Raw genomic sequence first — 25,562 nt, 5'->3', positions numbered from 1 at the left:
TCGGCTATTTCAAATAGCTCGCCAGATTGATGCTCAGGATCTTGGCGAGCGCCGAATAGGATGCGGTGAGCTGTGCCTGATAGGTCGAGAGCTGCGCCGTGACGGCGGCGACATCGACCCCGGTCAGGTCGTTCGACAGGGTCTCGGCATAGCTCTTGTAATCGGTCTGGCGGGTGCTTGCCGTCTCGATCGAGGACGCGTTGTTCGACAGCTTGGCCTGCACCGCAGCCGTGTCGTCGATCGCCGTGCTGGCGAGATCGAGCGCGCTGGTGATATCCGAGGACGACAGCGAGGTGCTGTTGGCCACGAATTTGAGGACCCGCATCACCTCTTCGAACGCCGAATTGTCGGCGTTGACGCCATACGACACCGTCTCGTCGGCGGCGACCCGCACCGAGGCGACCTCGTCGTCGCCGTTGTAATAGCTGGAATCGGTCGCGGTCAGCGAGCCGGTGCCGGACGCAAAGCTCGTGAGATCGACCGGCGCGGTGTCGGTCTTGCCGCCGGCGAACACATATTGGCCGTCATATTGCGTGTTCATCAGCGAGCCCATTTCCTGCAGCATCTGCTGGGCGGTGGTGATCACCGAATTGGTCTCGGTCGAGCTGCCGGTCGAGGCCGCGCTGAGCTGGGAGCGCAGCTGCGTGAGGATGTCGGTCATCGATCCGACCGCCGAGTACATCACCTGCACCTTGCTGTCGGCGAGCGTCGCGGCGTCGACATAGGATTGCGCGCGCGTCACCGAGACCTGGAGGTTGACGACGTGCTGCGCATCCGAGCCATAGCCGCCGAAATCACCCGAGATTACACCCGACGATTCCTGGATCTGCTTGTTGGCCATGACCGTCTCCACGCGCATCGCGTCGGCGATCATCCTGTTCGACTGCGCGAAGGTGGCGACCCGCATCGCGACCATGAGCCCGCTCCCGGCTGTTACGACTGCACGGCGGACAGCAGCGCCGAGTACATGGTGTTGATGGCCTGGATCAGCGCGGACGCCGCGGTGTATTTGTTCTGGAGCGTGCTCAGCTTGGCGGATTCCTCGTCGAGGTTGACGCCGGATTGCGAGGACAGCGAGCTCGCATAGGTCGACTGCGTGGTTTCCTTCGCCGTGTAATTGCTGGATGCCTGCGAGGCCTTGCTGGCGACATCGGCCACGATGGCCGAGGCATAATCGGCCAGCGAGCCGGTGGTGGCGGCGATCCCACCGGTCGTGGCGAATGTCCGCGAGCTCGTCAGCGCATCATAGAAGGCGTTGACGACGGTGGCCGACCCCGACGACAGTACGGTGCTGCCGACGGTCAGGCTCGACGAGGAATCCAGTGTGCCGAGCTGAAGCTCGTTGGTCCCGGACAGGATCTTGCTGTTGACCGCGATATCAGCCGCGGTCGTACCGGTCACGAGGTCGTTGAGACCGAAATACTCCGAAAATCCCTCTGCCGAGCTTCCCACCGAGCTCGTCATCTCGTTGATGGCGACACCGTTGCCCGAGCCGGTTGCCGTGATCGCGAGATGGCCGTCCGCATCGACCGAGGCCGACAATCCGGAAATGCCGTTGATGGCGGTGACGAGGTCGCCGACCGTGGAATAGGACGACAGGTCGAGATCGCTGTAGGAGACCAGACTGCCGCTCTGGTCGGTGACGGCAAGGCGTACCGTGCCGGTGGCGGACAGCGCCGTGCTGCTGGTGACGCTGGTCGTTCCGGTGAGGCTCGTCGGCGCCGGCACCGCGGAGGCGCTGTTCGAGACGCTGTTCATCGCGGACGCAAGCTGCTGGGCGAGCTGATCGAGCTGCGACTGCGCCGCCGGCAGCGTCGTGTCGCGGAGCGTGATGAGCGAGCCGATGTCCCCACCCGTGATCTGCGAGGTGATATCCACCCCGTTCACCGTGATCGCGCTGAAGCCGCTGGACGAGGAACCGGCGGTGTAGGTCGTCGCCGCCGTCACATTGGCCGCGGCGGTATAGCTGATCGTGTGCGCGGAACTGTCGACCAGCGCCTGGCCGGACTTGGTGTAGATCTGGAGATCGCCGTTCGATGCCGTGAAGTAGCTGACGTTCATCTTCGAGGCGAGATCCTGGAGCGCGGTGTTGCGCTGGTCCTCCAGGTCCGAGGTCGACTGGCCGACCGCCGCCGTCTGCTTGATCTGGGCATTCAGATCCGAGATCTGCTGCAAGTCGGTATTGACGTCGCCGATCGAGGACGAGATGTCCTGGTCGGCATTGGAGCGCAGCTTCTGGATGCTGCTCGACGTCTCCCGCAACTGGCTCGCGACGTCGTCGAGCGCACTGACGACGTTGGATTGCAGCGAGGCGCTGCTCGGCGTGCTCGCCAAAGACGACAGCGCCGATTCAAGCGAAGCGATGCTGTTGGCAAGCGAAGTTCCGGTCGACGAACTGTCGGTGCTGCTGGTCGAGCCGTAGAGTTTCTCGAGCGACGTCAGATAGGTGTTGGTGGTGTCGGCCGACCCGAGGTCGGAGGTCGCGGAGATCAGCGACTTCAACAACAGCTTGTCGACCGTCGAGGTGATGCCCGTCACCGTGACGCCGGTGCCGACGCCGTTGGTGACGCTGCTCGACTGGTTCGCGGTCTTTTCGGTATAGCCCGTCGTGTCGGCGTTCGAGATGTTCGACGACGTCACGCTGATCTGCACCGAGGTGGCCGAGAGGCCGCTGAAGGCGATCGATCGTGCGATATCGAGTGACACGGCGAACCTCTCGTTCCGTCAGGCGCTGCGGCTGGTGCCGCTGGAGACCGCGCGCGCGGCGAGACGGCCGGAGGCGCCATAGGGCGAAACCGCTGCGATCTGCTCGCGGATCGCCTGCATGACGGCCTCGATCCGGCGGTTGCTGGCTTCGATCGCCGCGCGCAGGCGCACCAGATTCTCGTCCATCGCCGTACGCAGCTTCAGGATCCGCTCCATCAACTGCTCGCGCAGGATTCGGTCGTGCACATTGAGGCTGGTCGTGCCCCCCGCGCATTCGGCGACGGTGCGCTCGAACATCTCAGCCAGCTGGTTCTTCTCGTCGACCTGCTTGAGGCGCGAGGCCGGCAGACCCATGGCGAGTTCGGCGTTCTCCTCGGCGACCAGCGCGGTCAATGTGTCGATCAGCGTGATCAGCGACTTGATCCTGATATCGCCGTTCGCGGCGTTCGTCCTCGTGGCTTGGCTCTTGGCCTGGGCTGCAGTCATGGTCATCGCCTTCTTCTAATTGTGCCGTTTGCCGCGCTGGACTTGCGAGCCGCGCAAATACGCGCCGATCGCGGTCGCCCTGACGGTTGCCTGCTTCATCTCGCCTTCGATCTCCGCGCATTCCCGCAGCAGACCGCAGCGAGTCGTTTCAACGTCGTCGAGCAGCGCGAGCAATCGCTTGCGGTCGCCGCCTTTGGCGGTCGTAGCCCGTGCCACCAGCCGCTGGAGCCGGCGCAGCAGCGCCTCTCCAGCGGCGCTCGCTTTTTCACCCGGCATCACTCACCTCATCGCCGAGATCAGGGTGTCGTACATCTTATTGACGGTGGAGATGACCTGGGACGCCGCGGAATAGGCCTGCTGCGCCGAGATCATGCTCGAGAACTGGCTGGAGGTGTCGGTGGTCGAGGATTCCAGCTCGCTGCCGTAGACCGTGCCCGCACCGTTCTCGCCGGAAGCCTGCAACGCGGCGTTGCCCGAGGTCACGGTCGCCGAATAGAGGCCGTCGCTGGCGGCGGAAAGGCCGTTCGGATCCGCAAAGGTCGCCACCGCGATCTTGTAGATCGCGACGGTCTCGCCGTTGGAATAGGTGGCGTCGACAACGCCGTTCTTGCCGATCGAGACGCTCGACAGCTTGCCGTAGGACAGCCCATCGGAGTCGATGCTGGTGACGTTGACCGACGGCGTCGTCTCGCCGGAGGCGTATTGCGTCAGGCCATCGGTGCCGCCGACCGTGCCGAGGTTCATGGTGATGGTGCTATCGGCGGCGCCGTCAGTCCAGCCCGTGACCGCGACGGTCGCCGGGCTCGGGCTGGTGCTGGCCAGCGAGCCGTCGCTATTGAAGGTGATGGCGATCGAGCCGGACGCCGTGCCTGTTGCGGTCGTGGTATCTGACGACGAGGTCGGGTTGGCAAAGCTCGCGCTCCAGGCGTTGGTGCCGGTCTTGGTCCAGGTGATCTGCATCGTGTTTGCGGCACCGAGAGAGTCATACGCCGTCATCGAGCTGGTATAGGTGTCGCCGGTGGCGGCATCCGACGGCAGATTGGCCGCGATCGTGGTCTTGGTCGTCGCGCTGCCGCTGGTCGAGGCGATTTGAGTGTTGATGGCGGAAAGATTACTCGCCGATTCGCTGCCGACGACATTGCCGTCCGCATCGGTGCGCCATCCCTCCAGATAGCTTCCGTTGCTCTCGAGGTAGCCGGCATTGTCGATCGTGAAGGCGCCGTTGCGGGTATAGGACGTGATGCCACCCGACGTGGCGCTATTCACCACGAAAAAGCCCGTGCCCTGGATCGCCACGTCGGTGGCGTTGGAAGTCGCGGCCAAGAGGCCCTGCTGGGTGATGTTGGCCCGGCCCGAGACGGTGACGCCGCCCGACGCGTAGGAGGTCGTGTTGCTCGACGCGGTTACGAGCGCGTCGAACATCGCCGACGTCGTCTTGTAGCCGGTCGTGTCGGAGTTGGCGATGTTGTCGCTGATCATCGACAAGGACTGGCTCTGGGCGCTGAGCGCCGAGATCGCCGAGGACAATGCACCGGTGAGACTCATGATGAAAACTCCGAGGAAATCAGGACAAGGGATCAGGACGTGACGCCGAGGATATTGGCGGCGCTGACAGAGACACCGTTCACCGTGAGCGAAGGCGTGGACGTCGAAGTGTCGATGCCCGTCACCGTGCCGGTGATGGTCGTGTAATTGAGGACCGAGGTGCCGGCGGAGTTGGTCGCGGTCACCGAGATGGTGTACTTGCCGCCATCCGAGAGCTGGTTGCCGCTGGAGTCCTTGCCGTCCCAGGTAAAACTGTTGGAGCCGGAATTACCCGTGCCGGTTCCGGTGTAGACGACGTTGCCGGAAGAATCGGAGATGCTGACCGAGACGTTCGAAGCGGCCGAGGACAGCGAGTAGCCGAAGGTCGCCGAGCCGCTGCTCAAGGTCGACGTATCGGTCTTCGCCTCGACGGTGTGACCGATATAGTTCACCGAATTGAGCGTCACGAGGCTCGAGAACGAGCTCGCCAGCGACGACATGTTGGAGTTGATCGACTGCTGCTGGGTGAAATTGGCATAGGACGTTAGCTGATTGATGAAGTCGGTCGTCGAGGTCGCGTTCAGCGGATCCTGGTTCTGCAGCTCGCTGACGAGCAGGCTGAGGAAATCACTGGAGGTCAGCGACGAACTGGACGATGTGCTCGATGACGATGACGTCGTCGTGGTCGCAGTCGTTGCAGAACTCGTGGCGGAAACGGTCATCAGAAACTCCGGCTTTCTTGCGCGGGCAGCGACCAGATGTCGGTCGGCGGCGCTTGAAATCTGTGTGCTGATGAAACGGGTGGGCGCGCGGATTCAGGCGAGGATTCACGCGCGCGAAAACGGCTTTCGACACGGCAAAATCTGCCGCGTGCGCGCGTTAGAGGAGCGATGATGTCAGGTCGATTTGAGGCTGCGGCGGCGGGGCGAGGGGAAGAGAGCAGCGCTCGCAGAAAAAGCCGTTCAGCTCTCCGCCGTCTCGCCTTCGGTGCGCGGCTCGGCGGTGTCGCTCTTCATTTTCGCGGCCGCAGCGACGATGCGATCGGCCAGCCCCGCGGGTGCGCGGACCGCAGGCGCAGCGAGCGCAAGGCGCAAGGCGCGCGCCTCTTCCAGCACGGCTTGCGCGGCGGGCGATTGCGCCAGCAGCTGTTCGGCGGGCAAACGTCGATCGTCAGGCCAGAGGGAGAGATCCTCGCCCAGCCGATCGATCAATTCCTCAAACTCGGTGACGTCCATCGCCTGCCGGTCCCGCCTCGTCAGGCCCGTCATAAAGCATTGCAGGCGTGGCGGAAACCGGATTTCGGCGGGTCCGGGCGCCAAAACCGCCCGCAGCACTACGGAAAGCGGCCAGACGGCCGGTCGCCCCTGTCGCTCCCCCTCTTCGCGTCGCGAAGGAGCTGGTTTCGTCAGCCCGTGCGGGCCGAATCGGCCGGCGCGGCCTTGCCGCCGCGTACCGTCGCGTCGACGTGCTCCCAGGCCTCGCGCAGCTCGGTCAGCCCGGCAATGATGCGGCGAAAGCTCTCGCGCGCATGCGGCCGGCCATAGGCCTTGTGGCTGGCCAGGATCAGGGCGTTATAAGTCTGGAACAGCCGCTCGGCCACCGCGCCGCCTTTGGCGAAATCTAGATTGTGGCCAAGCCCGCGCAAGATCGCGGTCGCCTTCATCAGATATTCGTGCGCCTCCTCGAAGCGCCGTGCTTCCTGCGCAGCGAGCGACTTCTGGAGGAAGGTGATCGCGCCGCCGAGCAGCATCGAAATCACCTTGAGCGGCGGCACGCTCGTCGCGGCGCCCCGATAGGCCTGGTTGGCCATGTACGCCATCGGATTATGCATCATCAATTACTCGAGCTGGAGTTGAGCAGGGCCTTGAGGTAGGTCAGCGTATTGTTGGCGCTTTCGATTGCGGCCTGGTAGGCCGCATACTGCACCTGGAGCTGCGCCTGATAGGCGGACGCGGCGCTATCGATGTCGTCGACCTTCTGCTGAAGCACGTTGTCGCGGTCGGTCAGGTTCGTGATCAGGGTCTGCAACGCACCCGAGGTCGACGAATAGGTCTTGGCGACCTGGTAGAGCTGCGTGGCAATGCCCTGGGTCGAGGTCACCGTGATCGACTGCGAGGTCGAGCCCGAATAGGTGAAAGCCATGCCGGCATAAGCGGTTCCGGTAGCGCCGAGGATCGTCGTGCCGCTCACCGTGAACAGCGAGGAATCGCCGCCGATCGAGGCGGAGGAGAGGTTTCCGTCCGAATCCACCGTGAGGTCGAGCGTGAAGGATTGCGGCGACGTTCCGGTGTTGACGACACTGAGCTGGCTCGACGACGTCTTGGTCTGCGCCGACAGCAGTGTGGTGACACCGCTCAGATTCGTGCTGAGGATATCTGAAAGCGTCGAGGTATCGAGCTCGAGCTCGTTCTTCTCGTTGAAGGACAGGCCAAGGTCGGCCATGGTGAGGCCGCCGACGGTGCTGTTGAGCGCGTTCTGGAGCGCGTCCATGATGTCGCGCATGGTGCCGTCGCCGAACAGCACCGCACTCGAATCCGCCGTGCCATCCGATCCGGTCGCCTGCTGCGCGATCACCGCATCGCGATACGTGTTGTAATTGGTGACGAGGTTCTCGACCGCCGTCTCGATCTGGCTGGTGTCGGCCTCGATGCTGACGTTCAGCGTGGAGCCGCTGGGCGTCGCCTGGAGCAGGTTGAACGTCACGCCCGTGAGCACGTCGGTGATGTCGTTGGTATCCCGGGTCATCGAGATTCCGTCGAGGGCGAAGATCGCGGCCTGCGAGGTCTGAAGCACATCGGCGAAGGCGCCGGTGCTGTCGGTCACCCCGAGCTTGTTCAGGATGTCGTCGCCGGTTGTGCTGGAATAGCTGATGTCGGCGGCGTCCTCAGTCCCCGTCAGCACCATCTCGTAGGACCCGCTCGACACCTGCACGATCGAGGCCTGGACGTTGGTGGTCGAGGTCTGGGCATTGATGCTGTCGACGACATCCTGGAGCGACATCGTGCTGGTGATGGAGATGTCGGACGCAGTGCCGCCAACGAGGCCGATGGAAAACGTGCCGGAATAGCCGAGCTCGCTGGTCTGGCTCGACTGCGAGGTGCCGACCACCTTCTGCGCGGTCGCGACCTGGCTGATCGTCAGCGTGTGGGCGCCGGTCGCAGCGCCGCTGCTGACCGACATCGATAGCGCCGAGGACGCGCTGACGTCGCCGGTCGAGCTGAGGGTCGCCGCGCGCGTGGCAAACGCGTTGGTCGCCAGCGAATTGATGACGGAGGTCGCGAGCGAGGAAAGCCCGCTCGACAGCGTGGAAAGATTGGTCTGAAGCGTCTGGTAGGCGGAGATCTTGGCTTCGTTGTTGGTGATCGAGGTCGAGATCGTCGTCGCCTGGACCAGCTTGGCGTTCACCGCCGCGGTGATCAGCGCGCTCCAGTCGACGCTGGTCGATGTCGTGGTCCCGGTCGTGGTGACCGACGAACTGCTCGATGACGTCGAGGCGGTCGACGTGCTGCTGGTGCTCGAACTGACGCTGGTCACTTTGGTGCCCGCTCCATCCCAGGAAGAACCGGGCCGGCATCAAGCCGGCCCGGCATGACGGTCGCTCCGGCCTCGCGCCTTAGCCGAGCAGCTTGAGCAGATATTGCGGCATCTGGTTCGCCGCGGATTCGGCCGATACCGCAGCCTGGGTCTTCACCTCGGCGGAAGACAGCTTGGCCTGCTCGGACGCGATGTCCACGTCCTTGATCGCCGAGTTCGCGGATTGCAGGTTCTGGGTCTGGGTCGAGATCGAGTCGGACGAGAAGTTGAACCGCGATTCCTGCGCACCGATGCTGGCGCGGGCGGCGGAGACGGTATCGATCGCGGTATCGAGCGTCGTCAGCGCCGAAGTCGCGTCCGACAGTGAGCTGACGTCGAGCGAGGACACGCCGAGCGACGACGCCGTCAGGTTCGACAGCGTGATGGTGATCGTGTCGGAGCCGGACGAACCGACCAGCACGGACACGCCCGACGAAAACACGCTGGAACCGTCGAGCAGGCTCTGGCTGGAATAGCGCGTGCCGCTCGCGATCGAATCGATTTCGCTCGTGAGCTGCGTGAATTCCGAGTTGATGTAGGCACGGCTGGAATCGGTCGTGGTACCCGAGGCGGACTCGGAGGCCAGCGACTTCATGCGCGCCAGGATGTCGGAGATGTTGGAGGCACCGCCGTCGGCGGTCTGGAGGATCGCGGTAGCCTGCGAGGCGTTGGTCGCGGCCTGCTGCAGCGTGGTGACGTCCGAGGAGATGCGGGTGGAGATGGCGAGGCCGGCGGCGTCATCGGAGGCCGACGTGATGCGCGAACCGCTCGACAGCTTCGCGAGCGAGCTGCTCTCCTGCGCCGAATTGATGTTGAGGTAGCGGACCGCGGAGTTTGCGGCGGTGTTGGTGTTGATTGCGGGCATTGGAAGCTCCTGTGCTGATGGGCATGGCGTGCCGCATCGTTGAAGACGATTGACGACGCAGACCGCAGCCCCGTCCGTTCGATCAAACGGCGGAGTGCAAGGAGATCAGGCGCGAAAATTTTCGTGAGGCGATTTTTATGGTTAGCAATCGGTAAACGCGGTGCGGATGTCGCGCTCGTGCTTGCGCAGCAGCTGCCGGAGTTGCTGGCGGCCGCGCTTGAGCAGCGACTCGACCGCGGCCACCGTGGTGTCCATCACCAGGGCGATCTCGCCGTTGCTCATGTTCTCGTGGTACGAGAAGATCACTGCGATGCGCTGCTGCTCCGGCAGGCGCTGCATCGCGAGCTCCAGCATGCCGTTCAGCTCGTTGCGCTCGATGATCTCGACGGCGCCGGGCTGATCGTCGGCGACTTCCGGCACCGTCTCGACGTTCTCGTTGCGCGGCTTGCGCCTGAGGTCAATGCAGCGGTTGGAGATGACGCGGTAGAGCCAGGTCGAGAATTTGGCGCGGCCGTGCTGCCAGCGTCCGCGATGGCTCCAGATCTTGAGCATGGTGTCCTGCACCACGTCTTCGGCATCCGCTGCATTGCCGACGATGCGCAGCGCGATCGCGTAGGCGCGATCGATGTGACGCTCGACCAGCAGCCGAAAGGCCACTTCGTCGCCGGTCGCGAGCCTGTCCAGGAGTTCGCTGTCTTCATCAAAGACGACATCGTCGCTAACAGGCGCGCTGTCCGGCGCGAGCGGCGCCGACGGCATCATCGGCACGGTCGCTTCGATCGGCACCGTCGTTGCGATCTCGGCCTCGGCGGGCGCCATGACATCAGCAGCGTAACTCATCCCGCAATCTCCAACCCGCAATGCCGGCGGCGCATATGCCACACGGCTTCCAAGCGTTGAACGCGGGGCCAAAACAATCCAGGCGAAGAATTTTTGTTATTTTTCAAGATGTTAGCCGGCATCTTTTGCCGAGCATCGGGCAATAATTGCCGACTGCGCGACAGCCTCGCGCTTCACACCTGCAATCATCACATCGTCTCGCGCCATGACGGATCATCCATCCTGAACAGATGTAGTAGGAAGAAAACGCTGACATTACGCGGCACTAGGTGATCAAGTGCGACACGCGCGCGGCGCGTGAAGACGCGATTGTTTCCGAGTGTGAATGAACGCGAGACCGCTTCTGCACTCGGCAATTTTTTCCGAATCACCTTTTTCGAACCTAGCGATTTTTTTGAATCTGTCAGTCGCGACGAACGCGTTTTTGAATCGCGCGTGAACTTTTTTCGCATTTGTGGCGCCTGACCTCACGCCCGCGCACGTTAATCGTCATGGTGGACGGGGAATTGCAGCATGAAGATCGCTACGGCCGGCCTCGAGCGCCGCGCAGAAATTGTTTCTGCTTGGTCATTCGATGTTTTCGATACATTTCTTCTTCGTGCCTGCACGACGCCGGATGGCGTATTTGAAAGGACTTACGAGCTTTCTGGCATTTCAAGAACTTGTCCGAATGTTTCCGCGAGTTTCGTTCAGCATCGCATTCAGGCCGAAGCGCGGGCGCGCAGGACCGCGAAGGAGAAGCGTGGCACAAGCGAAGTTCATATCGACGAGATCTATTCCTGTTTTCCGTTCAAGCTGTTCGGTCTTGCGCGCCGCGACCTGAGCGTCCTGGCCGAATCAGAGTTCGCCGCCGAGCTCGCGCTTTGCCGCACCAATCCCGACATGCTTCGGCAATATCTGGACATGAAACGCGCCGGCCACCGCGTCGGATTCATTTCCGACACCTATTGGGATTCCGACCGGCTGGCGCGGCTGCTGCGGGCCTGCCGCCCCGGCCTGGCCTGGGACTTTCTCTACGCCTCCTGCGACCACGGCAGCAGCAAGAGCGAGGCGCTGTTCGCGACATACCTCGCCAACGAGGGCATCGACGCCGACGCCTCCTTTCACGTCGGCGACAATGACAAGGCCGATATCAAGGGCGCCAAGCGCCACGGCATTGGCGCGCGCTATTATCCGCAGGCGACTGCCCGGCTCGCATCGACGTTTCAGCGCGAAACCGCATTATTCGAGCTCATCTGCACGGGCGCGCCGTCCCGGCTCGACCACGGCGCCCGCACCTTGCGGCGCATGGTCGCCGCGCGCAGCGCTGAGAGGTCGCCGGCCTTTCACCTGGGCGTCACGGTGCTTGGCCCGGTGATGACGGCATTCGACGCCTTCGTCGCAAGGCGCTGTGAAGCGGTCGCAGGACCCGGCCGGAAGGTCGCGCTCGGCTTCCTCGGCCGCGACGGTTTCCTGTCGTACCGGATCTGGCAGGATCTGCACGGCATGTCGTCGGCCTATGTCGAGATCAACCGCCGCGTCAGCCTGATCGCGTCGGCCGACACGATGCAGCCGCTGGTCGATCTGCTCAGCAAGGTCTTCAAGATCGACGCGCCGACCTTTCTCGACATGGTGAAGATCATGCCGCCGAAGGTCGCAGCGTTCTTTGCCGGCCATCCCGGCGGCATCGCCGCCGGCGAAGAGCTCGCCGAAGCGCTGCCTGGTCTGATGGATCCCGCTGAAATCGTCGCGCTCGCCGCGGGCCTGCGGGCGCGGCTGCTCGCCTATCTCCGTCACGCCATCCCGGGCTTCGACGATTGTACCGACCTCGTGCTCGCCGATCTCGGCTATTCCGGCAGCGTGCAGAAGGCGCTGCGCCGGGTCTTCGACGGCGAGGGCATCAATATCCGTCTCCACGGCGCCTATCTGATGTCACTCGACGACGCCTTCGACGATATCGCCGACGAGGACAGCGCGGAGGGCTTTGTCTCCGACCTCGTGGTCACGCCGCATGTCAAGCGCATGCTGATCCGCAACGTGGCCTTGCTGGAGCAGGCCTGCTGCTCGTCCGATGGTTCGGTTCGCGATTACGACGGCGGCGCGGTGTTGCGCGAGATCAATCCGCGTCCCGCGGAGCAAATGGTGCTTACCGCGGAGATCCAGGCCGGCGCGCATGCCTTCGCGCGGAGCGCAGACGACGTCGCGCTCGACCACGGCCTCGATCCCTATGCCGTGTCCGACGTCGCCGCCCGCTGGTGCGCTGCAACGCTGGGCCGGCTTCTGCTGCTCCCCGACGATGACGAGCTCGCGCTGCTCGGCCCGTTGAAGCACGACGTCAATCTCGGCACCGATGCGCTGGCGCCAATGCTCGACGAAAAATTCGTGCGCGATCAGATCACCGCCCGCGGCCTCTCTGCCGCCTGCACCTCGGCGGCACCGCCGATGTGGCTCGCCGGCAGCTTTGCCGGCCTGTCACCGTCCTACGGTTATCTCTATGTGTTGTTCGGCGCCAACCGTCTGCCCGCCGACGTCTTTGAGGAACGGCCGTGCGGCCCGGTTCAGGTCGGATTGTTTCGTGCAGGCGCCGATGCGACGCTGGAGACGGTGACCGTCCATCGCACCGGTCTCGGCGAGTTGCGCCTGCGCATCCCCCTGTCCCGAACCATGGCGATCGGCATGATCGCGCTGCCGCTGGCAACATTCGCGCCCGAAGGGCTTCTTCATGGCGTCACGGTGCAGAAGGGTGACGATGTTCGCGATGCCGCCGAGAGCCAGGACGTCATCGGCATCGAAAGCCTGGTCTATGCCGGGGTGCAGCGGACCGGTGCGCAATATCGCGCCGAGAGCCACGACGGCTGCCTGCTGATCCCGGTCGGCCCGATGACGCAGGAGATCGCGATCTATTCCGTCGCGATCACACCGCTCGGCTCCAGCCCCAAATAGTGCGCCTGACCGTGCCGCCCCGGCCGTTCAAGTGCGAGGGGCTGGCGATGTGAGGGGCACGGAATTGACGGACGAGACGCACGAGAACCTTGATCGGCTGCTGCTAACGGGCGGTGTCAGGCTCGGCCGGGCCCAGCGCGACCGCCTGGTCTGGCTGGTCGGCCAGTACGGCGCGCCGACGCTGGGTGATGTCAGCGAGCGCCGGCGGAACGGCGTCATCATCCTCAAGGAGCCACTGAGCGGCGCGGCAGCCGAGCTGCTCTACCGCTCGCTCACGCCCGGCTGCGCCATCGTCATTCCCAGAAGCGAGAATCCCGGCTTCGACTTCCTCAAGTCCAAGCTGACCGAGTTCGGCACCGTCGGCCCTAGCGGCCCGGACGGCCCGCACGAGATGTGGTGGGGCGGCATCGGCTGGTCGAAATTCCTCACCGCGGCTGACGCATCCGCCCTGCGCCCGCGGATCGTCTCTTGCTATCCGCGCCGCGGCGACGCAACCGCCGCCTTCGCGCTCCGGCACTCGCTCGAGCGGTTCGATCTCGCCTGCCATATCGAGCCGATCGATACGGAGTTCAGCGACCGCCTGCTCTGCTTCGAGAAGGCCGAGTTCATGCTGCGGATGTGGAACAAATATCGCGAGCCGCTGCTGTTCGTCGAAACCGGCGCCGTGCTGCGCGAGGCGCCATTGCTGCCGTCCTTACTCGGCTGCGACGTCGCGCTCCACAAGTGGAATCGCTGGGAGATGTCGGCCCGCACGCTCTATGTCGGCCGCACCGAGCGCGCCGAACGGCTGCTGCGTACCTGGCAACAGCTTGCCGCGTCCTATCCTGCGATCTGGGAGGGTTATCTGCTCGATCAGGCCTGGAGCCTGACATCCTCGCAGATGCCGCTCGATACCGTCTGGCTGCCGCGCTCCTATCACGCGTTGAAGGGCGACCTCGGTGCGATGCGCGCGACAATCCTGCACGACCAGCAGACGACGACGCTGGAGCTCGGGCCCGATCCGGCCTTTGCAGGCATCGTGCGTGCGGCCCGCCGCGCCGGACGCACCGGCGCCCGCGACGCCTTCATGGTGATGACCTCGAAAGCCGAGACCGGCAACGGCATCGCCGTGATCCTGCGCGACGTCTCGGCCGGTGACGCGGGCGCAGTCGCCGCGACCGTGGAAGCCGTGACCGGCGCCTATGCGGCCGATTGCGGCGGATATGGCCGGCTCGAGCTGTCGCTCTGCGCCTGGCAGGACGACGTCGGGGCCGCGCGCGATGCCGCGGCCATGGCACGCTACCGCATCCTGGAGATCGCACCGGGGCAGCGCATCGCCAACGATTTCTTTGCCGCCCACGCGACCGACGACGCAGTCATGACCGCCCGCCATCTCTTTCCCTGAGGGACGTCACACGATGCTCAAGACCATCATCCTGCTCACCGACACCGTGCAACAGCAGCAGCCGCTGGCCAATCTGCTCCGCGAGCACAATCGCGAGCTCGCCTTCTGCTCCGCGCTGCGCGCAGCGGACCTCAGTTCCATCGCACCGGACGTGCTGAGCGAGGCACGGCTGGTGTCCTTCGCCGCCGACGTCGCCGTCCCCGAAAAATTCATGCTCAGGCTTGGTTATGGCGCCTACAAATTCTACGCCGCGTCGACGCAATATCCGGGTCTGCCGCCGGCCCCCGACGAGAGCGACGAGGATCCGCGCTGCTATTCCGTAATCGCGCAGTCGATGACGATCTGGCCCGACTTCAAGAAAGTGGTCGGCCTGGAAACCGTAACGATCCCCGATGGCACCGTTCCTGCCGAGCGCGAGCGGCTGGTGTTCTCCCGCCTTGCACATTTGTTCTGGGGAATGTCGCACATGATCGCCGGCGAGGCGACGGATCTCCCCGGGATCATCGGATCCAACGAGAGCCAGCGCCCGACGCTGGCGATGATGAACTAGCGCGAGAGGCCACCGAGCTGTGCCGACAGCGCGTCGCGGTGCTCCGGCGCCGCGATCGCGATCATGCGGCGCGCCCGCTCGGCGAGGCCGCAGCCGCGCAGCTCGGCAATCCCCCATTCGGTGACGATGGCGTCGACATCGGCGCGGGGCGTCGTCGCCGTCTCGACATTGGCGACGATGCGGCTGGTCCCGTCGGAAGCTGTCGCCGGCAGCGCGATGATCGCTCTTCCCCCGGGCGATGCATTGGCGCCCCGCACGAAATCGAGCTGGCCGCCGATCGCACCGATCGCGACGCCATTCAGCGTCTCGGAATTCACGCTGCCGTCCAGCCCGACCTGAAGCGCCGAATTGATCGCCACCAGCCGGTTGATCCGCGCAAGTATGCCGTGGCCATGCGTGTAGGACGTCGGCCGCACCGAGACCTCCTTGTTCTCATGCACGAAGCGGTAGAGCCGCTTTGTGCCGATCACCTGGTTGGTGACAGTGATCCCGGGATCAAGCCCCTTCTCCGCATTCGTCACCGCGCCGCGTTCGATCAGCTCGACGACGGCATCGTTGATCAGGCCGGAATGGATGCCGAGATTGCGCGCATGGGACAGCGAGGAGAGGATCGCGTCTGGAATTCGGCCGACGCCGAACTGGAGCGTGCTGCCGTCGGCGATCAGGCCCGCCGCATGGGCGGCGATACGGCACGAGACATCGTCAAGCGGTGGTGAAGCCAATTCGACCGGTGGACGGCGCGCCGGCACGCGCATATGGATCGGTACGTCCTCGGGCCATTCGGCGCCGAACGTAAAAGGCGCCTCCGGATTGATCTCGGCAATGACGAGGCGTGCGCTGCGCGCGGCGTCGATGACATAGTCGTTGGAAAGGCTAGCACTGAGCCGGCCCCCGGACTCCGCCAATTGCACCACGACGACATCCGCCCGATGGCGGCGAGAGGCGAAGTCGGCACAGAAGGCGCTGTAATTGCTCGGAATCACATCGAGCCGCCCGGCCTTTGCGAGCCGCCGCGCATTGCCGATGACCCCATAGCTCTGGAACGAGACGTTGAGTGCGCCGCCTGCAGGAAATGTGTCAGAGAAAATCGGGCCGACCATCATGCGGAAGGGCGGCAGATCGGCCGCCTGCGCCATCAGCGCTGCGGTCAGCGTCATCGGCTCGGCTGTCGCCTGCCCAGACACGACGAGATCACCCTCACGGATCAGGCCGGAGAAGTCGATCGGTGCCGCATGATCGTCCATCGCCGCCTCAATCCATCGGCGCAAGGCGCGCGGAGGACTCGCCGAGCAGCGTACGCAGCTCCGTCTTGACGATCTTGCCGTAGCTGTTCTTCGGCAGCTCGCCGGTCGCGTAATAATGCTTCGGCCGCTTGAAGCGCGCGATCCAGGCGTTGCAGATTTGGTCGAGTTCGTCGCGAGTGACCATCTTGCCCGATACGGGAACGACGACCGCAACCACCTCCTCGCCCCATTCCGGATGCGGCCGGCCGATCACCGAGACTTCGGCCACGGCCTCGTGCCGCAACAGCACCTCCTCGACCTCGCGCGGATAGATGTTGGTGCCGCCGGAGATGATGACGTCCTTGGAGCGGTCCTTCAGCGTGAGAAAACCATCGGCGTCGAATGCGCCCATGTCGCCGGTATAGAGCCAGCCGTCGCGAAGCGTGTTCGCGGTGGCCTCCGGGTTCTGCCAATAGCCGGACATCACGGTATCGCCGCGCACGATGATCTCGCCGACCTCGTCAGGCGCGACGTCCCGCCCCGATTCGTCCACGGTGCGCACCTGCACAACGCCCTGCGCGATGCCGACCGAGGCCAAGCGCTCCTCATAGCGCGGATGACCGGCGTCGATATGCATGGATCTCGGGAGATAAGTGATGGTCATCGGCGTCTCACCCTGACCGTATATCTGCGCCAGCTTCGGTCCGAACACGGCGAGCGCGGCCTTGCAATCGGCGACATACATGGGGCCGCCACCATAGATGATGGTCTTCAACCCCGGTGCGGTGGCGCCCGCGGCTTCCGCCGCGACGGTCAAGCGACGTACCATCGTCGGCGCAGCAAAGAAGGAGATGCCTTCGCGCTTCGCCGTCAGTTCCAGGATTTCATCCGGCTCGAAGCGACCGCTCTCGGGGATAATCTGCGCACCCATGCCGAGCACATGCGGTACCATGTAGAGGCCAGAGCCGTGCGACATCGGCGCGGCGTGCAGCAGCGCCTCGCCCGGCGCAACCGGGTTGATTTCGGCGAGATAGTTCAGCGACATCGCAAGCAGATTGCGATGGCTGAGCACCGCGCCCTTGGGGCGGCCGGTGGTGCCGCTGGTGTAGAAGATCCAGGCGGGATCGGTGATCGCAACGTCGGCAATTGCGATGCCGTCGGCTTTCTCCAACCCGCGATATTCGGCGGAGCCGATCTCAACGATGTGCGGCTTGGCCGCGCCAAGTGCCAACGCTTCCGACGCGACGCTCGACATATCTTCGGTCACGAACACGATAGCCGCACCCGAATTGTCGAGAATGAACGCGACCTCGCGCGGGTGCAGCTTTGCGTTGATGGGAACGGCGACCAGCCCGGCGTGCCAGCAGGCATAGAGGCAGGCGACATAATCAGGCACGTTCTTCATCAGCAGCGCGACGCGGTCGCCCTTGGCCAGGCCAAAGCGTTGCTGCAACGACGCCGCCAGCGAAGCCACCGTCGCGGCGAGCCGGCCGTAGTTGGCGACCGGGGTCAATCCCTTGAGCAGGGCCGGTGCGGACGCATCAGCCCTGGCGGCCCGCAGGAGATGATGAGCGAGGTTCATCTGCCGAACTATCCACGCGACCTTAGTAAGACTTGGCCAGTCCCAGCACCTTTTCCGCAATAAAGCTGAGCGCGAGTTGCGGGCTGACCGGTGCGATGCGCGGGATCAGGACTTCGCGCAAGTAGCGCTCGACATGAAACTCCTTGGCATAACCAAAGCCGCCATGGGTCATCACGGCCTGCTCGCAAGCATGGTATCCGGCTTCGCCCGCAATGTATTTCGCGGCATTGGCGGCCCCGCCGCAGGGCATGCCTTTGTCGTATTGCCACGCCGCCGACATCACCATCAGCCAGGCGGCTTCGAGCTCGACCCAATTCACCGCGAGTGGATGCTGGATACCTTGATTTTTGCCAATCGGGCGGTTGAACACCACGCGCGTCTTGGCGTATTCGGTCGCGCGCGCCAGCGCGAGCTTGCCGAGGCCGACCGCTTCCGCCGCGATCAGGATACGCTCGGGGTTCATGCCTTCGAGGATGTACTGAAAACCCTTGCCCTCTTCGCCGATACGGTCCTCCATCGGGATCTCGAAATCTTCGAAGAACAGCTCGTTGGAATCGACGCTCTTGCGGCCCATCTTCTCGATCTCGTGGACCTTGATCTTGTTGCGGTCGAAGTCCGTGTAGAACAGGCTGAGCCCGTGGGTCGGCGAGCGCACCTCTTCCAGCGGCGTGGTGCGCGCCAGCAGCAGGATCTTGTGCGCGACCTGCGCGGTCGAGATCCAGACCTTCTGTCCATTGACGATGTAGCGGTCGTTCTTTGCGACGGCGCGGGTCTTGAGCTGCGTGGTGTTGAGGCCGGTATTGGGTTCGGTGACGGCGAAACACGCCTTCTCGCGTCCCTCGATCATCGGCGGCAGCATGCGCTTGCGCTGCTCCTCGGAGCCGAACACGACGACGGGATTGAGACCGAACACGTTGATGTGCACCGCGGAGGCGCCGGACATGCCAGCGCCCGATTCCGCGATGGTGCGCATCATGATCGAGGCTTCGGTGATGCCGAGCCCGGAGCCGCCATAGGCCTCCGGCACGCAGATGCCGAGCCAGCCGGCATCGGCGAGCGCCTTGTGGAAATCGTGCGGGAAGCCGCCGTCGTGGTCCTTCTTAAGCCAATAGGCATCGGGAAAGCCTTCGCAGATCTTTGCGATGGCGTCGCGAATGGCTTCCTGCTGATCGGTGAGCGCGAAATCCATGTTCTTGATCTCCTTATTGGGAGCCCGCGAGAGCTCCGATCCTAGCGCCCCATCTGCGAGGGCAGCCAGAGAATGATCGAGGGAAACGCGACCAAAATCGCGATCGCGAACAGGTGCGCGATGAAATGAGGCAAGGTGCCGTGGAACACTTCCGCGACGGGTCGGTTGGCGTAGCGGGCCACAATGAAGCAATTGAGCCCGACCGGCGGCGTGATCATGCCGACTTCGGCGGTGACGATCTTGATGACACCGAACCAGATCGGGTCGAAGCCGAGCGTCTTGATCAGCGGCAGCACGATCGGCACGGTCAGCACCAGGATCGCGATCTGGTCCATGAACGAGCCGAGCACGATGTAGCCGCACAGGATCAGCGTGATGATCACCCAGCGCGAGGTTTGCAAGCCGCCGATCCAGGCGACGAGATCCTGCGTCACATGCGTGAGCGTGAAGAAGTAGCCGAAGATCGAAGCGCCGACCAGGATCATGATGATCATGCAGGTGCCGTGGCTGGCGCGCAGCAGCGTGTGATACAGCGAGGACGGCGTGATCTTGCCCTTGACGATCGCGAGCAGGAAGGCGCCGAACGCACCGAAGGCGGACGCTTCCGTCGGAGTGGCGACGCCGAGATAGATTGTCCCTGTCACGACCGAGAACAGCGCCACCATCGGCGAGACCTGCCACAGCAGCGCAAACTTCTCGCGCCACGGCACCGACTTCGCGGCCGGGGCGCGCGAGGGATCCTGCCAAACCAGGAAGTAGATCGTGGCCATGATGGTGAACATCACCAGGATCGCCGGAATGATGCCGCTGATCAGGAGCTTGCCGATGTTCACTTCGGCCAGCAGCCCGAAGATGACGAGCGCGACGCTGGTCGGCAGCAGCATCGCCAGTGTGCCGGAGATCGCAACCACGCCGGCCGCCATCTTCGGCTCGTAACCCTGGCGGATCATCGCCGGCAGACTGGTCGACGACAGCGTCGCGGCAGATGCCGTCGAGGTGCCGCAGATCGCACCAAAACCGGCGCCGGCGAGCGCGGTCGCCATGCCGAGGCCGCCGGGAATGCGGCCGACCCAGGCAGAAGCCGTCTTGAACAGATCATCCGCGACACCCGAGAGCAGCACGAGATCCGCCATCAGCAAGAACATCGGGATGGTGATCAGTTCGTAGGACGAAACCGTCGAGAGCGGCGCGGTCTGCAAGATGCCGAACAGTGTGGGCCAGCCGCCGACCATCACGAGGCCGACCGAACCGGAAAAAGCCATGGCGAAGCCGACAGGCGTGCCGAGTGCAAGCAGGCCGAACAGCAAGGCGAGAACGATGAAGGGTGTCATGGATGCCTGCCGTTACTCGAAGCTGCGTACTTCGCCGACGCCGGTCACCGGCGGCAGCGGATAGAGGTCGCGCCCGCTGATGAGGCTCAGCACATTGCCGATGAGCTGCAACACCAGCCGAAGCACCAGCACGCCGCAACCGAGCGGCACCAGCGCCGCCGAGATCCAGGTCGGCCAGGGAATCGCGCCGGAGAGAACGTCGTGCTGCTCGTAGTTCTCCAGAGCGCGCTCGAAGCCGACCTTGCAGATCAGGACGAACACGAACAGGCCGGCGAGCGCGGTGACGATTTCGGACAGCCGCCGCCCCGCTGGAGAGAAGCGCGACAGCAGGATGTCGACGCCGACATGCACGTGCTCGCGCAACGCGTCTGACACCGTGAAGAAGAAGACGCCAGCGAGGAGATAGAGGCCGATCAAATCATAGGTGAAGGAGAATGGACTGTTCAGTGCGTATCGCATGAACACATCGGTCACGACCAGCAGCATGATCACGAACATGAACACCACCGCGATCACCGTCAGCGCGCGTTCCAGCGCGCCGAGCACATCCCCTGCCCGTTTGATCACCTCTAACGCCTCCTTTTTATCAATCGGATTGCCTGGCGCGTTACTTGGTGTCGCCGGCGGCGAGCAAGTCTTCGAACTCCTTTAGCGCGGCGGATGCTTGCTTGCCGCGGCTGTCGAGCCCGCTCGCCCACTCCTTGCCGACGCCCTTCAGCTTGTCCTTCATCTCGGCGCGCGTTGCCTCGGGGAGCGGATCGAAGCTGACGCCCTCGTCCTGCATCTGCTTCTTGGTGACTGCGCCTTCCTTGTCGACGTCGGCACAGGCCTTCGGCGTGATGGCTTCCGAGGCCTCATTCATCGCATTCTTCACGTCGTCAGGCAGCTTGTCCCAGACCGACTGGTTGATGGAATAGGCGACGATGAAGCTGCCGAAGCTGACGCCTTCGGTGGCGTGCTTGACCAGCTTGTCGAGGCCGTAGGACACGACGCTGTCGAGCGGGAACAGCAGGCCATCCATGGTGCCGCGCGACAGCGACTCATAGGCATCGGGCGCGGCCATGCGCACCGGCACGGCGTTGAGGGCACGCAGCGTCAGGTCCTGTGCGCCGCCCGTGGTCCGCAGCTTCAGGCCCTGCATGTCCTTGGTCGTTTCCACCTTCGACTTGATGGTCCACACCTGGTAGGGCGGCAGCACCACGGCCATCAGCAGCTTGATCTTGTTGGGTGCGTATTCCTGCTTGGCCAAAATGCCTTCGCGCGCGGTCTTCCAATAAGCGAGCGTGCCCTGGCAGCTGGTCGCAAACGCGCCCGGCAATTGCGCGACTTCCGACAGTGGCATCTTGTCGGAGACGTAGGACGGGCCGATGTAGCCGATGTCGACCACACCTGACTGCGTGAGGCGCAACATGTCCGCCGCCTTGCCGATCTGCTGGTTCGGAAAATAGGTGAAGGTCACCGCGCCATTGGTGCGCTTGGTGACGTCGTCCATCCACGGCTTGAGCATCAGGCGGACGAGATAGTGTCCGGCGGGGAAGCTATCGGCGACCTTCAGCTCGAGCGCCTGCGCCGATAGTGTCGAGACCGGCAGCGAAAGAGCGAGCGCTGCGGCAGCCCGGACCAGATTCGTCTTCATATCGTTCTCCCTCACGCGTCCCCATGCCGAAGGCGGCAGCTTCTCGCCGCCAGCCGTCCGGCCCTCACTCCATTTCTTGCTTGAGGAAAATGTACATATATGTGAATTTATCTGTCAAGTATATGAACTGTGCATACGGCTATGCAGCGGCAGATGGCGCCACTGGATTGACACCCGTGTTTTATGAACTCTAACTCCACGTATATGAATTTATCCCACGAGGCCCCATGGGACCGCTCGCCGGCTTCACCATTCTCGACCTGACCTCGGTGCTGATGGGCCCATATGGCACCCAGGTGCTGGCGGACATGGGCGCTGACATCATCAAGGTCGAAAGCCCCGAGGGCGACATCGTTCGTCAGATCGGCCCCGGCCGCACGCCCGGCATGGGCGGCATGTTTCTCAATGCCAATCGCGGCAAGCGCAGCATCGTGCTCGACCTGAAGAAGCCCGAAGGGCGCGAGACGCTGTTGCGGCTCGCGAAGCGCGCCAACGCGCTCATCTATAATGTGCGCCCGCAGGCGATGGCGCGGCTCGGCCTCGACTACGAAACGCTTGCCGCGATCAATCCCGCACTCGTCTATGTCGGCGCCTTCGGCTACGGCCAGTCCGGCCCCTATGCTGCGAAGCCCGCCTATGACGATCTGATCCAGGGCGCGGCGACGATTCCGACGCTGCTCGCGGCCGCCGGCGACGGCACGCCGCGCTACGTCCCTGTTACCATCGCCGACCGCATCGTCGGCCTGATGATGGTCAACGCCATCATGGGCGGGCTGATGCACCAGACCCGTACCGGCGTGGGCCAGCGCATCGACGTGCCGATGTTCGAATCGATGACCGAGTTCGTGCTGGTCGATCATCTGGGCGGGCTGACCTACGATCCGCCGCTCGACCATGGCGGCTACGCCCGCCTGCTCTCGCGCTATCGCCGCCCCTACAAGACCAGCGACGGTTATCTCTGCGTGCTCATCTACAACGACAAGCACTGGCGCAGCTTCTTCGAGGCGATCGGCCGGCCGGAATTTTTGCAGCAGCCCCGCTTCGCCAACCACGCGTCGCGCACGAAGCACATCGACGAGATCTATGAGGAGATCGGCCACATCTTTGCAACGCGCACCACCGCGGAATGGCGCGAGCTGCTGGAGCGCGCCGACATTCCGGTGATGCCGATGCACACACTGGAAACGATCCTCGAGGATCCGCATCTCCAAGCGATCGATTTCTTCAAGACAGTGGATCACCCCGTGGAAGGCCGCATCCGCCAGATGCGCGTGCCCTCGACCTGGAGCGTGACCCAGCCGGAACCCGCCGGTCCGGCGCCGACGCTCGGCCAGCACGGCCGCGACATTTTGCGCGAGGCCGGTTTCTCGGCTGACGAAATCGAGCAGCTCGCAGAGCAAAAGGCAGTTCATCTGGCGGCGCCACCCTAAGGGCAGCGCTGGCCAAAATCGCAAAGATACAGGGAGGAAACTGCGATGGCCGGACTTTATTTCGAAGAGTTTTCCGTAGGCCAGGAGTTCAGGCATCCGCTGACCCGGACGGTCACGGAAATGGACAACACCATGTTCAGCCTGCTGACGCTCAATCCGCAGCCGCTGCACATCGACGCGCATTTCTCGGCCAAGACCGAATTCGGCCAGCGCATTTTCAACAGCCTTTACACCCTCGGCATCATGATCGGCATGACGGTCTATGATACGACAATGGGCACCACCGTCGCCAATCTCGGCATGACCGACGTCAATTTTCCAAAACCGGTCTTCCATGGCGACACCTTGCGGGCGACGACGAAGGTGCTTTCGTTGAGAGAATCCAAATCGCGCCCGAAAGCGGGCATCGTCGAGTTCGAGCACCACGCTCTGAACCAGAACGACGAGATCGTCGGCAAATGCCGCCGCATGGCGATGATGCACAAGAGGCCGGTCTGATGCGTTCGATGCTGTTCGTGCCGGGCGATTCCCCGCGCAAATTCGAGAAAGCCAGCGAAGGCAATGCCGACGCGCTGATCATCGATCTCGAAGATTCCGTCGTCACCGACAAGAAGCCGGAGGCGCGCGGGTTGACGCTCGCGATGCTGAAGGGCCGCAGCAAGCTCCATCAGCTCTATGTCCGCGTCAACGCGCTCGACACCGGCATGACGCTGACCGACCTCGCCGCGGTGATGCCAGGCAAGCCGGACAGCATCGTGCTGCCGAAATCGCAAGGCGGAGACGATGTGCGGCAGGTCGCGACCTGGCTCGAAGCTTTGGAAGCTGCTTCTGGCATCACCGTCGGCGCAACGCGCATCGTCTGCGTCGCGACCGAAACCGCCAGCTCGATCTTCGGTCTCGGCAGCTACAAGAACTGCTCCCCTCGCCTCGCCGGCCTGATGTGGGGCGCTGAAGATCTCTCCGCCTCGCTGGGTGCTACTGAAAAGGCCACGGGCGGCGTGTTCCACAGCCCTTACCGTCTCGCACGCGATCTCTGCCTGATGGCGGCGGCCGCGGCCGAGGTGGCGCCGATCGACACCGTCTATACCGACATCGACAATCTCGCCGGCCTCGAACAGGAAACGCGCGCCGCGCGCCGCGACGGATTCTCGGCAAAGGCGCTGATCCATCCCAAGCATGTCGACGTGGTCAACGCCGCGTTCGAGCCGACCGACGCCGAACGCACTTGGGCGGAGAAGGTGATCGCGGCTTTCGCGAGCAATCCTGATTCCGGCACGCTGCGCCTCGACGGCCAGATGATCGACAAGCCGCATCTTCGCGCCGCGAAGAAAATTCTCGGTCAGCCCTAGATCAGGACGCAAAGCCCCGCCATGATCGTTCGCCAAGCCGCAAATGTTCTGGAGATCATCGAATTCTTCGCGCAAGTGAAGAAGCCGGCGACGCTTGCCGAGATCGCGGATCATTTCGGCTGGCCGCGCTCGTCAACCTTCAACCTGCTCGCGACGCTGTCCGAGAAGGGCTATCTCTATGAGCCGCGGCCGCGCGCAGGCTTCTATCCGACGCCGCGACTGCTGACCATGGCGCGGATGATCTCGGAGGTCGAGCCGCTGCCGCCGTGGACCCATACGCTGGTTGCCGACCTCTCCGCCGAGACCGGCGAAACCGCATCCATCGTGGCGCCGGCGGGGACGATGGCCGTGTTCATCGACGTCGTCGAATCCCAGGCCGCGATCCGCTATTTCGCGACCATCGGCCACCGCGTGCCGATCCACGCCACCGCGAGCGGCCGCGCGCTGCTGCTGCAATATTCGCAGGAGGAGCGCGACGCCGTCTATCGCAAGATCGAGTTCAAGCAGTACGGCCCGTCGACGCCGATCAGCATCGAGGCCGTCGAGACCGAGCTGCGCAACTCGATCGATCGCGGCTATTGCCAGAGCTTTGCCGATTACAGCCGCGACCTCGCCGGTGCCGCGATCCCGTTGCCGATTGGGGATCGCAGACTTTCGGTGGTTGTCGCAGGGCCGGAGTTTCGGATCGGACCGAAGGTCGCGGAAGTCGCGTCGCTGATCGCGCGGACGGTTGACCGGCTGCGGCCGAAGACGGCTACGTGATTTGATGAGATCGAGCTGAACTCTCGCCACGCCGGCGGTACGCTCCCTCGCCCCGTTCTTACGCAGGGCTGTCCGGGGAAACTCAGCCGTAGCAGAACTCGATCTGGCCGGGGATTTTGCAGGATTGGCGGCGGCTGGGGTTGATGGGCGGGGGCTTGTCGATCGTGGCAAGGGCTCGGCGGGTGAACAGAAGCTGGCCGACGAGTTCGG

The 25,562-nt window shown here is 63.9% G+C and carries 24 protein-coding genes and 1 pseudogene; 8 read left to right on the top strand and 17 right to left on the bottom strand.

Annotated features, from left to right (window positions below; translation table 11 throughout):
* Window positions 1-4: 4 nt before the first annotated feature.
* From BMW89_RS00125 to fliD, 9 genes are all read right to left on the bottom strand, one after another.
* Entirely contained in the window at window positions 5-916 is a 912-nt protein-coding gene (locus tag BMW89_RS00125; protein ID WP_092021431.1) for a flagellin, read from the bottom strand.
* A gap of 17 nt (window positions 917-933) precedes the next feature.
* The gene (gene flgK, locus BMW89_RS00120; protein WP_092021429.1) at window positions 934-2,706 is read right to left on the bottom strand and encodes a flagellar hook-associated protein FlgK; all 1,773 of its coding nucleotides are present in this window, start codon (window positions 2,704-2,706) and stop codon (window positions 934-936) included.
* An 18-nt stretch (window positions 2,707-2,724) separates the two neighbouring features.
* Entirely contained in the window at window positions 2,725-3,198 is a 474-nt protein-coding gene (locus BMW89_RS00115) for a flagellar protein FlgN (RefSeq protein WP_177195740.1), read from the bottom strand.
* 9 nt (window positions 3,199-3,207) lie between these two features.
* On the bottom strand, window positions 3,208-3,468 hold the full coding sequence (locus BMW89_RS00110) for a hypothetical protein (protein WP_092021427.1): 261 nt from the start codon (window positions 3,466-3,468) through the stop codon (window positions 3,208-3,210).
* A 3-nt stretch (window positions 3,469-3,471) separates the two neighbouring features.
* Window positions 3,472-4,737: a flagellar hook protein FlgE gene (gene flgE / locus BMW89_RS00105; RefSeq protein WP_092021425.1), complete on the bottom strand. Its 1,266-nt coding sequence runs from the start codon at window positions 4,735-4,737 to the stop codon at window positions 3,472-3,474.
* A 32-nt stretch (window positions 4,738-4,769) separates the two neighbouring features.
* Window positions 4,770-5,438: a flagellar hook assembly protein FlgD gene (locus BMW89_RS00100; protein ID WP_092021423.1), complete on the bottom strand. Its 669-nt coding sequence runs from the start codon at window positions 5,436-5,438 to the stop codon at window positions 4,770-4,772.
* A 240-nt stretch (window positions 5,439-5,678) separates the two neighbouring features.
* Complete coding sequence (locus BMW89_RS00095) at window positions 5,679-5,951, bottom strand: hypothetical protein (RefSeq protein WP_092023265.1); 273 nt, start codon at window positions 5,949-5,951, stop codon at window positions 5,679-5,681.
* Between the two features lie 170 nt (window positions 5,952-6,121).
* On the bottom strand, window positions 6,122-6,550 hold the full coding sequence (locus tag BMW89_RS00090) for a flagellar export chaperone FliS (RefSeq protein ID WP_177195739.1): 429 nt from the start codon (window positions 6,548-6,550) through the stop codon (window positions 6,122-6,124).
* Window positions 6,550-8,121, bottom strand: coding sequence for a flagellar filament capping protein FliD (gene fliD / locus BMW89_RS00085; protein WP_244547471.1), 1,572 nt, complete (start codon window positions 8,119-8,121; stop codon window positions 6,550-6,552). Before fliD ends, BMW89_RS00090 begins: the two co-directional genes overlap by 1 nt.
* Here fliD and BMW89_RS38300 point away from each other — a divergent pair.
* A complete protein-coding gene (locus BMW89_RS38300) occupies window positions 8,111-8,308 on the top strand; it encodes a hypothetical protein (RefSeq protein ID WP_244547470.1) in 198 nt (65 codons plus the stop codon). The two genes, fliD and BMW89_RS38300, sit on opposite strands and share 11 nt — an antisense overlap.
* 21 nt (window positions 8,309-8,329) lie before the next feature.
* Here the strand turns inward: BMW89_RS38300 and BMW89_RS00080 are convergent, their stop codons facing one another.
* Together BMW89_RS00080 and BMW89_RS00075 are read right to left on the bottom strand one after the other, a co-directional pair.
* Entirely contained in the window at window positions 8,330-9,154 is an 825-nt protein-coding gene (locus BMW89_RS00080; protein ID WP_092021417.1) for a flagellin, read from the bottom strand.
* A 141-nt stretch (window positions 9,155-9,295) separates the two neighbouring features.
* On the bottom strand, window positions 9,296-9,994 hold the full coding sequence (locus BMW89_RS00075; protein ID WP_092021416.1) for an RNA polymerase sigma factor: 699 nt from the start codon (window positions 9,992-9,994) through the stop codon (window positions 9,296-9,298).
* Window positions 9,995-10,507: 513 nt separating this feature from the next.
* Between BMW89_RS00075 and BMW89_RS00065 the strand changes: the two genes are divergently transcribed.
* The 3 genes from BMW89_RS00065 to BMW89_RS00055 all read left to right on the top strand — a co-directional run bounded on the left by BMW89_RS00065 (window position 10,508) and on the right by BMW89_RS00055 (window position 14,850).
* Entirely contained in the window at window positions 10,508-12,916 is a 2,409-nt protein-coding gene (locus BMW89_RS00065) for a hypothetical protein (protein ID WP_092021414.1), read from the top strand.
* Between the two features lie 64 nt (window positions 12,917-12,980).
* Entirely contained in the window at window positions 12,981-14,300 is a 1,320-nt protein-coding gene (locus BMW89_RS00060) for a hypothetical protein (RefSeq protein WP_092021412.1), read from the top strand.
* A gap of 13 nt (window positions 14,301-14,313) precedes the next feature.
* Complete coding sequence (locus BMW89_RS00055) at window positions 14,314-14,850, top strand: hypothetical protein (RefSeq protein WP_092021410.1); 537 nt, start codon at window positions 14,314-14,316, stop codon at window positions 14,848-14,850.
* Here BMW89_RS00055 and BMW89_RS00050 read toward each other — a convergent pair.
* The 6 genes from BMW89_RS00050 to BMW89_RS00025 are packed head-to-tail and all read right to left on the bottom strand — an operon-like array spanning window position 14,847 to window position 21,811.
* Window positions 14,847-16,094, bottom strand: coding sequence for an acetyl-CoA hydrolase/transferase family protein (locus BMW89_RS00050; protein ID WP_092021408.1), 1,248 nt, complete (start codon window positions 16,092-16,094; stop codon window positions 14,847-14,849). The two genes, BMW89_RS00055 and BMW89_RS00050, sit on opposite strands and share 4 nt — an antisense overlap.
* 7 nt (window positions 16,095-16,101) lie before the next feature.
* Window positions 16,102-17,655, bottom strand: a complete 1,554-nt coding sequence (locus BMW89_RS00045) for a class I adenylate-forming enzyme family protein (RefSeq protein WP_092021406.1) — start codon at window positions 17,653-17,655, stop codon at window positions 16,102-16,104.
* A 22-nt stretch (window positions 17,656-17,677) separates the two neighbouring features.
* Window positions 17,678-18,844 carry an acyl-CoA dehydrogenase family protein gene (locus tag BMW89_RS00040; protein ID WP_092021404.1) on the bottom strand — a complete coding sequence of 389 codons (1,167 nt, stop codon included), beginning with the start codon at window positions 18,842-18,844 and terminating at the stop codon, window positions 17,678-17,680.
* A gap of 41 nt (window positions 18,845-18,885) precedes the next feature.
* Window positions 18,886-20,175 carry a TRAP transporter large permease gene (locus tag BMW89_RS00035; RefSeq protein ID WP_092021402.1) on the bottom strand — a complete coding sequence of 430 codons (1,290 nt, stop codon included), beginning with the start codon at window positions 20,173-20,175 and terminating at the stop codon, window positions 18,886-18,888.
* Between the two features lie 12 nt (window positions 20,176-20,187).
* Window positions 20,188-20,742 (bottom strand): TRAP transporter small permease, encoded by a 555-nt coding sequence (locus BMW89_RS00030; RefSeq protein ID WP_092021400.1) that lies wholly within the window; start codon window positions 20,740-20,742, stop codon window positions 20,188-20,190.
* Between the two features lie 40 nt (window positions 20,743-20,782).
* Window positions 20,783-21,811: a TRAP transporter substrate-binding protein gene (locus BMW89_RS00025; protein WP_092021398.1), complete on the bottom strand. Its 1,029-nt coding sequence runs from the start codon at window positions 21,809-21,811 to the stop codon at window positions 20,783-20,785.
* A gap of 227 nt (window positions 21,812-22,038) precedes the next feature.
* Here BMW89_RS00025 and BMW89_RS00020 point away from each other — a divergent pair, with 227 nt between their 5' ends.
* The 4 genes and pseudogenes from BMW89_RS00020 (at window position 22,039) to BMW89_RS00005 (ending at window position 25,352) form a co-directional block, all read left to right on the top strand.
* Window positions 22,039-23,241: a CaiB/BaiF CoA transferase family protein gene (locus BMW89_RS00020; protein WP_092021396.1), complete on the top strand. Its 1,203-nt coding sequence runs from the start codon at window positions 22,039-22,041 to the stop codon at window positions 23,239-23,241.
* A gap of 30 nt (window positions 23,242-23,271) precedes the next feature.
* Window positions 23,272-23,739: pseudogene (locus tag BMW89_RS00015) on the top strand (MaoC family dehydratase); the annotation flags it as partial.
* Window positions 23,739-24,590, top strand: coding sequence for an HpcH/HpaI aldolase/citrate lyase family protein (locus BMW89_RS00010; protein ID WP_177195738.1), 852 nt, complete (start codon window positions 23,739-23,741; stop codon window positions 24,588-24,590). The pseudogene BMW89_RS00015 and the gene BMW89_RS00010, both read left to right, overlap by 1 nt.
* 21 nt (window positions 24,591-24,611) lie before the next feature.
* On the top strand, window positions 24,612-25,352 hold the full coding sequence (locus tag BMW89_RS00005; protein ID WP_092021390.1) for an IclR family transcriptional regulator: 741 nt from the start codon (window positions 24,612-24,614) through the stop codon (window positions 25,350-25,352).
* The last annotated feature ends 210 nt before the right edge of the window (window positions 25,353-25,562 follow it).

Source organism: Bradyrhizobium sp. OK095, from assembly GCF_900109945.1.
Taxonomy (GTDB): domain Bacteria; phylum Pseudomonadota; class Alphaproteobacteria; order Rhizobiales; family Xanthobacteraceae; genus Bradyrhizobium.
Note: the sequence above shows the minus strand (reverse complement) of the source record. Positions and strands in the feature narration are given on the sequence as shown.

What these genes read in the sequence shown, in the direction of transcription:
- BMW89_RS00115 (WP_177195740.1), bottom strand. Translation starts at nt 3,198, where the DNA reads ATGACCATGACTGCAGCCCAGGCCAAGAGCCAAGCCACGAGGACGAAC.
- BMW89_RS00065 (WP_092021414.1), top strand. Translation starts at nt 10,508, where the DNA reads ATGAAGATCGCTACGGCCGGCCTCGAGCGCCGCGCAGAAATTGTTTCT.
- flgE (WP_092021425.1), bottom strand. Translation starts at nt 4,737, where the DNA reads ATGAGTCTCACCGGTGCATTGTCCTCGGCGATCTCGGCGCTCAGCGCC.
- BMW89_RS00080 (WP_092021417.1), bottom strand. Translation starts at nt 9,154, where the DNA reads ATGCCCGCAATCAACACCAACACCGCCGCAAACTCCGCGGTCCGCTAC.
- BMW89_RS00040 (WP_092021404.1), bottom strand. Translation starts at nt 18,844, where the DNA reads ATGGATTTCGCGCTCACCGATCAGCAGGAAGCCATTCGCGACGCCATC.
- BMW89_RS00045 (WP_092021406.1), bottom strand. Translation starts at nt 17,655, where the DNA reads ATGAACCTCGCTCATCATCTCCTGCGGGCCGCCAGGGCTGATGCGTCC.
- BMW89_RS00050 (WP_092021408.1), bottom strand. Translation starts at nt 16,094, where the DNA reads ATGGACGATCATGCGGCACCGATCGACTTCTCCGGCCTGATCCGTGAG.
- BMW89_RS00095 (WP_092023265.1), bottom strand. Translation starts at nt 5,951, where the DNA reads ATGGACGTCACCGAGTTTGAGGAATTGATCGATCGGCTGGGCGAGGAT.
- BMW89_RS00075 (WP_092021416.1), bottom strand. Translation starts at nt 9,994, where the DNA reads ATGAGTTACGCTGCTGATGTCATGGCGCCCGCCGAGGCCGAGATCGCA.
- BMW89_RS00005 (WP_092021390.1), top strand. Translation starts at nt 24,612, where the DNA reads ATGATCGTTCGCCAAGCCGCAAATGTTCTGGAGATCATCGAATTCTTC.
- BMW89_RS00020 (WP_092021396.1), top strand. Translation starts at nt 22,039, where the DNA reads ATGGGACCGCTCGCCGGCTTCACCATTCTCGACCTGACCTCGGTGCTG.
- BMW89_RS00035 (WP_092021402.1), bottom strand. Translation starts at nt 20,175, where the DNA reads ATGACACCCTTCATCGTTCTCGCCTTGCTGTTCGGCCTGCTTGCACTC.
- BMW89_RS00125 (WP_092021431.1), bottom strand. Translation starts at nt 916, where the DNA reads ATGGTCGCGATGCGGGTCGCCACCTTCGCGCAGTCGAACAGGATGATC.
- BMW89_RS00025 (WP_092021398.1), bottom strand. Translation starts at nt 21,811, where the DNA reads ATGAAGACGAATCTGGTCCGGGCTGCCGCAGCGCTCGCTCTTTCGCTG.
- BMW89_RS00090 (WP_177195739.1), bottom strand. Translation starts at nt 6,550, where the DNA reads ATGATGCATAATCCGATGGCGTACATGGCCAACCAGGCCTATCGGGGC.
- BMW89_RS00110 (WP_092021427.1), bottom strand. Translation starts at nt 3,468, where the DNA reads ATGCCGGGTGAAAAAGCGAGCGCCGCTGGAGAGGCGCTGCTGCGCCGG.
- BMW89_RS00010 (WP_177195738.1), top strand. Translation starts at nt 23,739, where the DNA reads ATGCGTTCGATGCTGTTCGTGCCGGGCGATTCCCCGCGCAAATTCGAG.
- BMW89_RS00100 (WP_092021423.1), bottom strand. Translation starts at nt 5,438, where the DNA reads ATGACCGTTTCCGCCACGAGTTCTGCAACGACTGCGACCACGACGACG.
- BMW89_RS00055 (WP_092021410.1), top strand. Translation starts at nt 14,314, where the DNA reads ATGCTCAAGACCATCATCCTGCTCACCGACACCGTGCAACAGCAGCAG.